Origin of the sequence: Thalassospira sp. SN3W (assembly GCF_038070535.1) — a bacterium.
Classification (GTDB): domain Bacteria; phylum Pseudomonadota; class Alphaproteobacteria; order Rhodospirillales; family Thalassospiraceae; genus Thalassospira; species Thalassospira xiamenensis.
The window spans coordinates 1,593,439-1,605,549 of record NZ_CP121124.1 but is presented as its reverse complement, the minus strand read 5'-3'; the positions used below and the strand labels follow the sequence as shown (position 1 = coordinate 1,605,549).

Below are 12,111 nucleotides of genomic sequence, written 5' to 3'. Positions count from 1 at the left end.
GCAATAACCGCAGAAAGGCGAAACTTCCGCCCCTCAGATAAGGGGGAAGAAGTCCAAGGTCAACGTGATTAAAAAATAATCAAATTTTAATTAATGATCGAAAAGTGATCATTGAAATCGCGTGTAGCGCAAATATTTTCCATTTTCTGCCTGTTAAATAGTTGGATATTGCGTTGAGTCGCCGCGATTTCTGGCGTTGCAGCATATTATTCGGAATCTGGCACGATTTTAGCAAGCAACACTGCGGTGCAATAAACTCGCAGTGGAGGCAATAGAATGAATAAGAAGCTTCAGGCGCTTATGGGCGCTGGGGCCTTGGCTTGGTCGGCAATGACCATGTCAAATGCCCAGGCCGCTGATACGATTAAAGTCGGCGTTCTGCACTCTCTCTCTGGGACGATGGCGATTTCGGAAACCACGCTGAAGGACACGGTCCTGATGCTGGTGGATGATCTGAATAAAAATGGTGGCCTGTTGGGGAAACAGGTTGAGGCAGTTGTTGTCGATCCGGCGTCGGATTGGCCGCTTTTTGCCGAAAAAGCACGTGAACTGATTGAAAAAGACAAGGTCGATGTCGTGTTCGGCTGCTGGACCTCGGTCTCGCGCAAGTCGGTTCTGCCGGTGTTCGAGGAACTGAACAGCATGCTGTTCTATCCGGTTCAGTATGAGGGTGAGGAAAGCTCGCGCAACGTGTTCTATACCGGTGCCGCGCCGAACCAGCAGGCAATCCCGGCTGTTGACTACCTGATGAGCGAAGATGGCGGCGGTGCCGAGCGTATCGTTCTTCTGGGAACGGACTATGTCTATCCTCGAACGACCAACAAAATCCTGCGTTCCTACCTGAATGGCAAGGGTATCTCCGATGAAGACATCATGGAGAATTACACCCCGTTCGGTCATTCCGACTGGCAGTCGATTGTTGCCGATGTGAAGGCATTCGCATCCACCGGCAAGAAAACCGCGGTGGTTTCGACCATTAACGGTGACGCCAACGTGCCGTTCTACAAGGAACTCGCCAACCAGGGCGTCAAAGCCGAAGACATTCCGGTTGTTGCCTTCTCGGTCGGTGAAGAAGAACTGGCTGGTATCGATACCTCGCCGCTGGTCGGTCATCTGGCGGCCTGGAACTATTTCCAGTCGGTTGAAGCCGATGCCAACACGGCCTTCATCGAAAAATGGCATGCCTTTATCGGTGACGAAAAACGCGTAACCAACGATCCGATGGAAGCAACCTATATCGGTTTCAACATGTGGAAACAGGCTGTTGAACAGGCTGGCACCACCGATGTTGATGCCGTCCGTCAGGCCATGTATGGCCAGGAAGTTGCGAACCTGACCGGTGGCATCGCTGTCATGAACACCAACCATCATCTGTCCAAGCCGGTTCTGATCGGCGAAGTGCAGGATGATGGCCAGTTTGACATCGTTTGGGAAACCGAAGGCACCGTCGTTGGCGATGCATGGTCGGACTTCCTGCCCGAAAGCGCGAAGCTGACCGCCGACTGGACCTATCCGTGGGTCTGCGGCAACTGTGAAAAACCGATGTACTGATCGGGATTGGACAGGCTGGCTGTTGATGCAGCCAGCCTGTTTTTCGTTGCCCTTATCATCGGGCGACTATTCTTTTGTAATTTTCTGACATCCGATTTTCAAAGGCTTGGTGACCATGCGTACTGTCATGACCGCTGTCCTGTGCCGTTTCTGTTTCCGCGCAAAAAATTCCCTGTCCGCTCTGTTTGCTGTTGCCGCAATTTGCGCGGTTATGACGCTGGCATTTCCGCAGCCAGCACACGCATTTAGCGACGAAGAACTGCGCAATGTAACGGAACAGCTGAACGATAAAAGTTCGACCAAAAAGCTTGCCGCAATCGAGGCCATGGCGGCCGATGGCGACCCCCGTGTGGCGCCGATCCTGAATGCGATGCTTGAAGGAAATCTGTTTGTGCGTGCCAGCGACGAGCATGTCGTGATTGGCGAAAAAAAGGGCAAGGTCTGGAGCCATATCGATGTCGTCAGCGGCGAGGTGGTGGGCGAAAGCGGTTCCGGAGAACTCGACAAGATCAAGATCAACAACCGTTTGCGCGGTGCGCTGCGCGATGCGTTGGCGGCCCTTAACCTGTTTAGTCAGGATATCGGTATCCGTACCGCTGCCGTTGAACAGGTCATGGATGCCCGCGATCCGTCGATGTTGCCATTGCTGATCCGCGCGATCGAACGTGAAGAAGATGCGACACTTTTGGCGCGGATGGAGCTTGCACGGGCAACCATGGCGCTGGCGGCTGGTGAAACCACCGAGGAACGCCTGACGGCCATCGAAGTGCTGGCCAGCGAAACCACACCGCAAATCCGTGCGGTATTGTCGCAATTCGTTGCCAGTGCCGAAGCCGAAGGTTATCAGCCCGAAGTCGTTGCAGCGGCCAAAGACGCGCTCGCCGATGTCGAGGGGCGACTTTCGATGTGGCAGACGCTGGGCGATGTATATCGCGGTATCAGCCTTGGTTCTGTCCTGTTACTTGCCGCGGTTGGTCTTGCCATTACCTTTGGCGTGATGGGCGTGATCAATATGGCGCACGGCGAAATGATCATGATCGGTGCCTACACCACCTTTGTCGTGCAGCAGATTTTTTCATCTGTCTTCCCGTCCGGTTCGCCGTGGTCGTTGGTGATTGCGGTGCCTGCGGCATTTGTCGTGGCGGGATTGGTCGGTATTGTGATCGAACGCTGTGTCATCCGCTTCCTGTATGGGCGTCCGCTTGAGACCCTTCTGGCGACATGGGGGGTGAGCCTTGTGCTTCAGCAGGCGATCCGAAGCCTGTTTGGTGCCACCAACCAGCAGGTAATGGCACCCGATTTCATGAGCGGCGCGCTTGAACTTTCAAGCGGTCTGGTGCTGACCTACAATCGGCTATGGATCATCCTGTTCAGTCTGATTGTGGTGGGCGGGATCGCGATTGTGCTGCGCTATACTGCCTTTGGCCTTCAGATGCGTGCCGTGACCCAGAACCGCCGCATGGCCGGATCGGTTGGCATCCGTACCGGTTATGTCGATGCCCTGACATTCGGGCTTGGTTCGGGGATTGCCGGGATAGCCGGTGTCGCGCTTAGCCAGATTTCAAACGTCAGTCCGAACCTTGGCCAGACCTACATCATCGATAGTTTCATGGTCGTGGTGTTTGGCGGGGTCGGCAACCTTTGGGGCACGGTCCTTGGTGCGTTCAGCCTTGGCATTGTGAACAAGTTTCTTGAACCGGTGGCCGGTGCGGTGCTGGCGAAAATCTTTGTTCTGATTGCGCTGATCCTGTTCATCCAGAAACGACCAAAGGGCCTGTTTGCCCTTAAGGGTCGCGCGGTGGAGGCCTGATATATGACCGACTATCGCACGAAATACCAAATGACACCGGTGATCGGCTGGTTGTTGCGTGATCGTGGCGGGATGATCCTGCTTGCGATCCTGATTGCCGCATCGGTTCTGATCCCGGTCGGCAACCTGATCGTGCCCGAAGGATCGGCCTTTCATGTTCCGACATGGATGATGAGCCTGCTTGGCAAGTACCTTTGCTACGCTTTGCTGGCCCTTTCGGTTGATCTGATCTGGGGGTTCTGCGGGATTCTAAGCCTTGGTCACGGGGCGTTTTTCGCACTTGGCGGCTATGCCATGGGCATGTATCTGATGCGCCAGATCGGGGATCGTGGGGTTTATGGTAACCCGGAACTGCCCGATTTCATGGTGTTCCTGAACTGGACCGAACTGCCGTGGTACTGGTACGGCTTTGACATGTTCTGGTTTGCCATTGTGATGGCAATGTTCGTGCCGGGGCTTCTGGCCTTTGTGTTTGGTTTCCTTGCCTTCCGGTCGCGGGTGACGGGGGTGTATCTTTCGATCATCACCCAGGCGATGACCTATGCCCTTTTGCTGGCATTCTTCCGCAACGACATGGGCTTTGGCGGCAATAACGGCCTGACCGATTTCAAGGATCTGCTTGGTTTCTCGTTACAGGCCGATGGAACGCGGGCGGCCCTGTTTATCGCCTCCTGCGTGATGCTGGGCATCTGTTACATCTTGGCGCGCTGTATTACCAATTCGCGTCTGGGCAAGGTTTTGATCGCGATCCGCGATGCCGAGGCGCGTGTGCGGTTTACCGGTTACCGGGTCGAATATTACAAACTGTTCGTCTTTACCGTATCGGCTGTGATGGCCGGGATTGCCGGATCGCTTTATGTGCCGCAGGTCGGCATCATCAATCCGGGTGAATTTGCCCCGGCCCTGTCGATTGAAATCGTTATCTGGGTTGCGGTTGGCGGGCGTGGCACGCTGTATGGTGCGGTGTTGGGTGCCTTCATCGTAAACTATGCCAAAACCTTCTTTACCGGCGTGATGCCTGATTTCTGGCTGTTCTTCCTGGGCGGGTTGTTCATCGCCGTGACCCTGTTCCTGCCAAAGGGGGTGATCGGTGCGGTCCCGGCATTTGGGTCACCCGACCGGCAATCGGCGTTTAGCACCCTGCGCAAGCGTTTCCTGAACGGGCGCGCAAACGAAGGAGGCAAGGCATGAGCGAGGCAGCCGAAATCATGATCGAGCAGGCCGAACGCAAGGCGGCCCAAGCCAACACCATCCTTTATGTCGATGGCGTTTCCGTCACCTTTGACGGGTTCCGGGCACTCAATAGCCTGTCGTTTTATGTCGAGCCAGGTGAACTTCGCGCGATTATCGGGCCGAACGGGGCGGGCAAGACGACGATGATGGACATCATCACCGGTAAAACCCGGCCCGATACCGGGGATGTGATGTTCCGAAGCGAAGTCGATCTGACCAAACTTGACGAGGCCGAGATCGCGAACCTTGGCATCGGGCGCAAGTTCCAGAAGCCGACCGTGTTTGAAAGCCATACGGTGTTTGACAATCTGCTGCTGGCCTGTTCGGGCGGGCGCGGCGTGTTTCAGGCGCTTTTCCATCGTTTGGGCAATGCCGAGAAGCTTCGCATTGAGCAGACGCTTGAAACCATCATGCTGACCGACAAGCGTGACGAGACGGCAGCAAACCTGTCGCACGGGCAGAAACAGTGGCTTGAAATCGGCATGTTGCTGATGCAGGAGCCGGAATTGCTTCTGGTGGATGAACCGGTTGCAGGGATGACGGATTCCGAAACCGAACAGACCGCGAAATTGCTGCGATCCATTGCAACGGATCGGTCGGTTGTGGTGGTCGAACATGACATGGAATTTGTCCGCGACCTTGATTGCAAGGTGACCGTCCTGCACGAAGGATCGGTTCTGGCCGAAGGTCGCCTTGACCATGTTCAGAAAGACCCGCGGGTCATCGAAGTATATTTGGGGCGCTGATCATGCTGGATGTAGCCAATATCGATCTGTTTTATGGGGCTTCGCATGCGCTTCGCAAGGTGTCGCTTAGTGCGGAAACCGGCAAGGTCACAGCGGTTTTGGGGCGTAACGGTGTGGGGAAAACATCGCTGATGCGCGCCGTTGTCGGGCAACACCCGATTGCCGATGGCAACATCACGTGGGAAGGCAAAAACATTTCGCGTGATCCGGCGTGGCGTCGTTCGGCGTCCGGGATCGCGATTGTCCCCCAGGGGCGCGAGATTTTCCCGCTTCTGACCGTGAAGGAAAACCTTGAAACCGGGTTTGCCGCCCTTCCGCGCGCCCTTCGTCATATCCCTGACGAGATTTTTGAACTGTTCCCGGTCCTGCGTGACATGCTGGGCCGTCGTGGTGGCGATCTTTCGGGCGGGCAGCAGCAGCAGCTTGCCATCGGGCGGGCGCTGGTCACGCGTCCGAGACTTCTTGTGCTTGACGAGCCGACGGAAGGCATTCAGCCATCGATCATCAAGGATATCCAGCGCGTCATCAAACAGCTCGCGGATCGCGGCGATATGGCGATCCTTCTGGTCGAACAGTATTTTGATTTCGCCCATGAACTGGCCGACGAGATCGTCGTGCTCGAACGTGGCGAGGTGGTGCTGGCGGGGTCCAAGGATGCGCTGGATCGCGAAAAGGTGCGGTCGTATCTGACTGTTTGATCAGCATTTGCCAAAATTTTGCGCATGGGGAAATTGGACACGGCCCTGCAAGTGGCGCGATTGCGGGCGGCGCGGTTTGGCCCGCATCTTGCTGTGTTTGCCGATGGACCAACCGGTCTGACCATGGGTTAACCGGTTGTGTGACTGAAATATTCAGGTGGCTTTGTGCAGCTTCGCAAATTCGAAAACCCGGTCCGCAGCGTTTTGAAGGCGGAACCGCAAATGTCAGACGCTTCCAACCCGATCGTCACCGACGGCCGGGCCGAGGTTGCGTTCAAGCCGGGTGCGGGTTTTGCAGCCCTTGATCATCTTTATTACCGCGACCCGATGAAAATCCTGTTCCCGCGGCCGGTTGCCGGGGATCTGGTGACTGCCGTTCTGGTGACGACGTCGGGTGGCATGGTAGGTGGCGATCATCTGGCATTTGAAGGTCGGGTCAAGGCAGGCGCATCCACCCTGTTTACCGCCCAGGCCGCAGAAAAGATTTACCGTTCCGCCGGGCCGGATTGCGTGATGTCGGTTGATCTGGCGGCCGAAGATAACGGCTGGCTGGAATGGTTGCCCCATGAAACCATCCTGTTTGATCAGGCGCGTCTGCGTCGCAAGACGAGTGTTTCCGTTACCGGTTCCGGGCAGGTGATGGCCGGGGAAATTATGGTGTTTGGCCGCCTTGCGCGTGGTGAGGTTTTCACGACCGGGCTGGCACGTGATGCATGGGATGTGTCGATTGATGGGCGGCCTGTCTGGCGCGATGCGCTGCATCTGGAAGGTGATGTTTTGCGCATGCTGGATCATCCCGCAGCCTTTGATGGGGCGCGGGCGGCGGCGACCGCCATTCTGGTCGGGCAGGGTGCCGAAGATAAGCTTGATATTGCACGCGATTGTCTGGTGCGCGCATCCGAGGGTTTGACGGAAACGGATGTGCTTTGCGCGGCAACCGCGATGAAGGGGATTGTGATCACGCGTTTCATGGCGCGCGATCCGATGAAATTACGCCGGGTTTACGGCGCGTGGTGGAAACAGTTCCGCCATGAAACACGGGGACTTCCGGCGCGCCTGCCGCGTCTTTGGGAAATTTAGGAGAACGGCATGAATCTGACGCCACGCGAAAAGGACAAATTGCTGGTTTCAATGGCCGCCATGGTGGCGCGACGCCGCCTTGAACGCGGTGTGAAACTGAACCATCCCGAAGCCATCGCCCTGATCACGGATTTTGTGGTCGAAGGGGCGCGCGACGGCAAATCGGTTGCCGATCTGATGTGCGACGGCGCGACCGTGATCACGCGTGATCAGGTGATGGATGGCATTGCCGAAATGATCCACGAAATTCAGGTCGAAGCGACATTTCCCGACGGGACGAAGCTTGTGACCGTTCACGAACCGATCCGCTAGGCAAAGGAAACAGGCCATGATTCCAGGTGAAATCATTACCAAAGAAGGCAGCCTGATCCTTAATCAGGATCGCGAAACCAAAACACTGACCGTCGCCAATACCGGGGATCGCCCGGTACAGGTCGGATCGCACTATCATTTTTATGAAACCAATCCGGGCCTTGATTTTGATCGCGAAGCTGCACGTGGTTTCCGTCTTGATATCCCGGCTGGCACCGCCGTGCGGTTCGAGCCGGGCCAGACGCGTGAAGTCAATCTGGTGAAATATGCCGGGTCGGGTGTGGTCTATGGCTTTAACGCCAAAATCAACGGCAAGCTGGGAGCGTAAAAATGGCTTATGAAATTGATCGCGCATCCTATGCCGCCATGTTTGGCCCGACCGTGGGCGACAAGGTTCGTCTGGCCGATACCGATCTTTTGATCGAGGTCGAACAGGATTTCACGATCCTTGGCGAGGAAGTCAAATTCGGTGGCGGCAAGGTCATCCGCGACGGCATGGGCCAGTCGCAGGCATCGCGTGCCGAGGGATCGGTCGATACCGTGATCACCAACGCGCTGATCCTTGATTATACCGGCATCATCAAGGCCGATATCGGTATTCGCGATGGCCGCATTGCCGGGATCGGCAAGGCCGGGAACCCCGATGTGCAGCCCGGTGTCGATATCATCATCGGTCCGGGAACTGAGGTGATTGCCGGTGAAGGCAACATCATCACCGCAGGCGGGATTGACGCCCATATCCACTGGATTTGCCCACAGCAGGTCGAAGATGCGCTGTATTCCGGCGTAACCACGATGCTGGGCGGCGGGACCGGCCCGGCGGCGGGCACGAACGCCACCACCTGTACGCCCGGCCCGTGGCACATTGCCCGCATGTTGCAGGCGGCTGACGGATTGCCGATGAATATCGGTTTCTTTGGCAAGGGCAACGCGACCCTGCCGGGGTCATTGATCGAACAGGTCAAAGCCGGTGTTTGCGGGCTTAAACTGCATGAAGACTGGGGCACGACCCCGGCATCGATTGATACCTGCCTGTCGGTGGCCGATGACCTTGACGTGCAGGTGATGATCCATACCGATACGCTTAATGAAAGCGGCTTTGTCGAACATACCCGCGCATCCTTCAAGGGCCGCACCATCCATACCTTCCACACCGAAGGGGCGGGTGGCGGCCATGCGCCCGATATCATCAAGCTGTGTGGGGAAGCGAACGTTCTGCCAAGTTCGACCAACCCGACACGTCCCTTTACGGTGAACACCATCGACGAACATCTTGATATGCTGATGGTGTGCCATCACCTTGATCCGAAAATCCCAGAAGATGTCGCCTTTGCCGAAAGTCGCATCCGCCGCGAAACCATTGCGGCCGAGGATATCCTGCATGACCTTGGCGCGTTTTCGATCATTTCGTCGGACAGTCAGGCCATGGGCCGCGTGGGCGAAGTCATTTCGCGCACCTGGCAGACGGCGGACAAGATGAAAAAACAGCGCGGCAACCTGTCGGAAGACGGGCCGGGGAATGATAATTTCCGTGCAAAGCGTTATGTCGCGAAATACACGATCAACCCGGCAATCGCACAGGGCATTGCATCCCATGTCGGATCGATCGAGGTTGGCAAGATTGCCGATATCGTGGTCTGGAAACCGATGTTCTTTGGTGTCAAACCCGACATGATCATCAAGGCGGGCATGATCATCGGGGCGGCGATGGGGGATCCGAATGCCTCGATCCCCACACCGCAGCCGGTTCATTATCGTCCGATGTTTGGTGCCTATGGTTCGGCATTGTCGAAATCGAGCTTCTCGTTCGTGTCCCAGGCCGGGATCGATGCCGGGATTGCCGCCGAGTTTGGTTTGGCAAAGCAGCTTCTGGCGGTTTCGAACACGCGCAATATCGGCAAAAAGGACATGAAACTGAACGATGCCCTGCCGAAAATGGAAGTCGATCCGGAAACCTATCAGGTGCGTGCCGATGGCGAACTTCTGACCTGTCAGCCGGTTGACCGCGTGCCGATGGCACAGCGTTACTTCCTGTTCTAGGAGCCCGGATCATGCGTCGCGCGATTGAACATATCCCGGTCAGCCAGTCCGACACATCCGAAGTGCGCGGTACGGTAACACTTGCCTTTGCCGACCGTCACCGGCGGCGCATCCGGCTGATGGATGATGCCGGGGATGCGTTTCTGCTTGATCTGCCCCATGCGGTGCGTTTGGGGGATGGGGATAAGTTGCGTCTGGTTGATGGCGGGGTGATCGTGGTGCGTGCGGCTGCCGAGGATGTTTTGACCATCACCTGTTCCGGCCCGATTGCGGCGGCCAAAATGGCATGGCATATCGGCAACCGTCATACCCCGCTTCAGGTCCTGAAAGACGGGCGGCTTCGCATCATTGATGATCATGTCATGCGCGATATGGTGCAGGGGCTGGGTGGTGTTGTTTTTGCCGAAGTCGCGCCGTTTGATCCGCTGAATGGAGCCTATCACGGGCTGGGCGGCGATGGCGGTCATGGTCACAGCCACGGCAATGATCATTTCGAAGACCCGCATGATCATGACGATCACAATCATGACCACCGGCATGATCACGGCCATGACCATAGCCATGCGCATTCTCACGGGCATTCCCATTCTCATGCGCACGCCCATGCAATCGGGGAGCCGCATGACCACTGATCTTGATCCCCGTTCCCCCGCCAACCTGACGCCGGGTGGCCTGATGCGGCTGATGACATGGCTTAGCCCGTCATTCCCGGTCGGGGCCTATACCTATTCCCACGGCGTGGAATACGCGGTCGAGGATCGCCGGGTCATCAGTGCCGAAAGCCTGACAACCTGGATCGAGGGGGTTCTGGAATTCGGTGCGGGGCGGATTGATGCGGTGCTGTTTTGTGCCGCATGGCGCGCGGCACGTGCGGGGGATCTGGATGCGCTGTTTGATATCGGGGTTGATGCCGATTGCTGGCGCGGGACGGCTGAAATGGCGCTGGAGGCAACCGCACAGGGGCGTGCCTTTGTCTCGACCGCGCAAAAGGTCTGGGGCGATGGCATTTTGACCCTCTGGGCCAAGCGAATGCGCGATGATGACCGTCTGCCATCCTATCCGGTTGCGGTTGGTATTGCCGCGGCCGAGGCGGATGTGCCGTTGCGTGATGCGCTGAGCGCGTTTTTGCACGCGATGGCGGCCAATCTGGTGTCGAGTGCCGTGCGTCTGGTGCCGTTGGGACAGACCGATGGTGTGCGGACGCTTGCGTCCCTTGATAAGGCGGTGGCGGTGGCGACCGAAACCGCGATGAATACCGATCCGGTCAATCTGGGGGCGGCGGCCCCGATGGTGGACTGGACGTCGATGAAACATGAAACCCAATATACGAGGCTTTTCAGATCATGAGCTCACCCCTTCGCATTGGTATCGGTGGCCCGGTTGGTTCGGGCAAAACCGCCCTTCTGGAACGGCTGTGCAAGGCCATGCGCGACGAGTTCAATATCGCCGCGATCACCAACGATATTTACACCCGCGAGGATGCCGAATTCATGACCCGGTCGGGGGCATTGGCCGCGGACCGCATTGCCGGTGTTGAAACGGGTGGCTGCCCGCACACCGCCATTCGCGAAGACGCATCGATCAATCTTGCCGCGGTCGAGGATATGAGCGCCAAGCATCCGGGGCTTGAGGCGATCTTTATTGAATCGGGTGGTGATAACCTGTCGGCGACATTTTCGCCGGAACTCGCCGATATCACCATCTATGTCATCGATGTTTCGGCGGGCGACAAAATCCCGCGTAAAGGGGGACCGGGCATCACGCGGTCCGATTTGCTGGTGATCAACAAGACCGATCTGGCACCGCTTGTCGGGGCCGATCTGGGGGTGATGGACCGCGATGCCAGAAAAATGCGCGGCACCCGTCCGTTCCTGTTTACCAATCTCAAGGCGATGGATGGCCTTGAAGACGTCAAGAATTTCATCATCGAGACAGGGGGGCTCCGTCAATCCGCCGCGTCCTGATGGGGATCTGGACGCAATAATACCGGATGACGGGAGCGCACGGGCCCGGCCTGAAAATGGCCGGGCCTGAACTATTTGGACGAAAGGTTGAGCACGGTCGATAGCCGCGTGCGCGGACTGCATATAAAACTTTTTTCAAAAAGTTCTTGATTTGTTCTTTTGTTTGTGGCATAAGAGAAAAGTCAACGGGAGAAAAGCACCCGGACCGAAACCCGCGAGGCCTTGTGCCTCGCGGGTTTTTGCGTTTGGGGCCGGATGAAAGAGGTGATCAGGATGCAACGGCAAAGATTGAGCCAGGGTAGCGGGGCGATCCGCAGGGTATTGACCGGCGGATGGCGAAGCCGTTACGGCGGCATTCTGCCCAAGGACTAAGGCAGAGGACTAAGGGAGCTAACCCGGTCATTTGTCATGACGGGAGAGGTGCGTCTTGTTGGAAAAGGAGCGTTGAATTTGCCGGGAGCGGCAGTAATGGCAGCAGCGGGCAGCGGTGATCTGTGACCCGTCGATGGTGGACCACTGGGGGCCCCGTGCGCCCGAAGTGTGTCCGGGCTCCATCGGTTGCGAGAAAACCACCATTGCCGAAAGTGACCGGAGCGAGGGGTGAGCCCGAAGGCCGTTCGTCGGTGAGGATGGCAGACGCCCGAGGTGCGTCCGGGCTTCATCGGTTGCCGGAAACC

The 12,111-nt window shown here is 57.2% G+C and carries 12 protein-coding genes; all 12 read left to right on the top strand.

The window, feature by feature from the left end; translation table 11 throughout:
• Positions 1 to 276: 276 nt before the first annotated feature.
• Positions 277 to 1,551: an urea ABC transporter substrate-binding protein gene (gene urtA, locus P8T57_RS07095; protein ID WP_341365008.1), complete on the top strand. Its 1,275-nt coding sequence runs from the start codon at positions 277 to 279 to the stop codon at positions 1,549 to 1,551.
• A 115-nt stretch (positions 1,552 to 1,666) separates the two neighbouring features.
• Positions 1,667 to 3,361, top strand: coding sequence for an urea ABC transporter permease subunit UrtB (urtB, locus tag P8T57_RS07090; RefSeq protein WP_341365007.1), 1,695 nt, complete (start codon positions 1,667 to 1,669; stop codon positions 3,359 to 3,361).
• Between the two features lie 3 nt (positions 3,362 to 3,364).
• Positions 3,365 to 4,552, top strand: a complete 1,188-nt coding sequence (gene urtC / locus P8T57_RS07085; protein WP_341365006.1) for an urea ABC transporter permease subunit UrtC — start codon at positions 3,365 to 3,367, stop codon at positions 4,550 to 4,552.
• Positions 4,549 to 5,340 carry an urea ABC transporter ATP-binding protein UrtD gene (gene urtD / locus P8T57_RS07080; protein WP_341365005.1) on the top strand — a complete coding sequence of 264 codons (792 nt, stop codon included), beginning with the start codon at positions 4,549 to 4,551 and terminating at the stop codon, positions 5,338 to 5,340. The genes urtC and urtD overlap by 4 nt, the downstream gene beginning before the upstream one ends.
• A 2-nt stretch (positions 5,341 to 5,342) precedes the next feature.
• Positions 5,343 to 6,038, top strand: a complete 696-nt coding sequence (urtE, locus tag P8T57_RS07075) for an urea ABC transporter ATP-binding subunit UrtE (RefSeq protein ID WP_062951169.1) — start codon at positions 5,343 to 5,345, stop codon at positions 6,036 to 6,038.
• Positions 6,039 to 6,260: 222 nt separating this feature from the next.
• Entirely contained in the window at positions 6,261 to 7,118 is an 858-nt protein-coding gene (locus P8T57_RS07070; RefSeq protein WP_341365004.1) for an urease accessory protein UreD, read from the top strand.
• A 9-nt stretch (positions 7,119 to 7,127) separates the two neighbouring features.
• Positions 7,128 to 7,430, top strand: coding sequence for an urease subunit gamma (locus tag P8T57_RS07065; RefSeq protein WP_341365003.1), 303 nt, complete (start codon positions 7,128 to 7,130; stop codon positions 7,428 to 7,430).
• 16 nt (positions 7,431 to 7,446) lie between these two features.
• Entirely contained in the window at positions 7,447 to 7,758 is a 312-nt protein-coding gene (locus P8T57_RS07060; RefSeq protein ID WP_007088864.1) for an urease subunit beta, read from the top strand.
• Between the two features lie 2 nt (positions 7,759 to 7,760).
• A complete protein-coding gene (ureC, locus tag P8T57_RS07055; RefSeq protein WP_297204560.1) occupies positions 7,761 to 9,470 on the top strand; it encodes an urease subunit alpha in 1,710 nt (569 codons plus the stop codon).
• 11 nt (positions 9,471 to 9,481) lie between these two features.
• Entirely contained in the window at positions 9,482 to 10,102 is a 621-nt protein-coding gene (locus P8T57_RS07050; protein ID WP_341365002.1) for an urease accessory protein UreE, read from the top strand.
• On the top strand, positions 10,092 to 10,817 hold the full coding sequence (locus tag P8T57_RS07045) for an urease accessory protein UreF (protein WP_341365001.1): 726 nt from the start codon (positions 10,092 to 10,094) through the stop codon (positions 10,815 to 10,817). The genes P8T57_RS07050 and P8T57_RS07045 overlap by 11 nt, the downstream gene beginning before the upstream one ends.
• Positions 10,814 to 11,434: an urease accessory protein UreG gene (gene ureG, locus P8T57_RS07040; protein ID WP_007088868.1), complete on the top strand. Its 621-nt coding sequence runs from the start codon at positions 10,814 to 10,816 to the stop codon at positions 11,432 to 11,434. The genes P8T57_RS07045 and ureG overlap by 4 nt, the downstream gene beginning before the upstream one ends.
• Positions 11,435 to 12,111: the final 677 nt, after the last annotated feature.

Coding starts and splice junctions, on each gene's coding strand:
- urtA (WP_341365008.1), top strand. CDS start 277: ATGAATAAGAAGCTTCAGGCGCTTATGGGCGCTGGGGCCTTGGCTTGG.
- urtB (WP_341365007.1), top strand. CDS start 1,667: ATGCGTACTGTCATGACCGCTGTCCTGTGCCGTTTCTGTTTCCGCGCA.
- urtC (WP_341365006.1), top strand. CDS start 3,365: ATGACCGACTATCGCACGAAATACCAAATGACACCGGTGATCGGCTGG.
- urtD (WP_341365005.1), top strand. CDS start 4,549: ATGAGCGAGGCAGCCGAAATCATGATCGAGCAGGCCGAACGCAAGGCG.
- urtE (WP_062951169.1), top strand. CDS start 5,343: ATGCTGGATGTAGCCAATATCGATCTGTTTTATGGGGCTTCGCATGCG.
- P8T57_RS07070 (WP_341365004.1), top strand. CDS start 6,261: ATGTCAGACGCTTCCAACCCGATCGTCACCGACGGCCGGGCCGAGGTT.
- P8T57_RS07065 (WP_341365003.1), top strand. CDS start 7,128: ATGAATCTGACGCCACGCGAAAAGGACAAATTGCTGGTTTCAATGGCC.
- P8T57_RS07060 (WP_007088864.1), top strand. CDS start 7,447: ATGATTCCAGGTGAAATCATTACCAAAGAAGGCAGCCTGATCCTTAAT.
- ureC (WP_297204560.1), top strand. CDS start 7,761: ATGGCTTATGAAATTGATCGCGCATCCTATGCCGCCATGTTTGGCCCG.
- P8T57_RS07050 (WP_341365002.1), top strand. CDS start 9,482: ATGCGTCGCGCGATTGAACATATCCCGGTCAGCCAGTCCGACACATCC.
- P8T57_RS07045 (WP_341365001.1), top strand. CDS start 10,092: ATGACCACTGATCTTGATCCCCGTTCCCCCGCCAACCTGACGCCGGGT.
- ureG (WP_007088868.1), top strand. CDS start 10,814: ATGAGCTCACCCCTTCGCATTGGTATCGGTGGCCCGGTTGGTTCGGGC.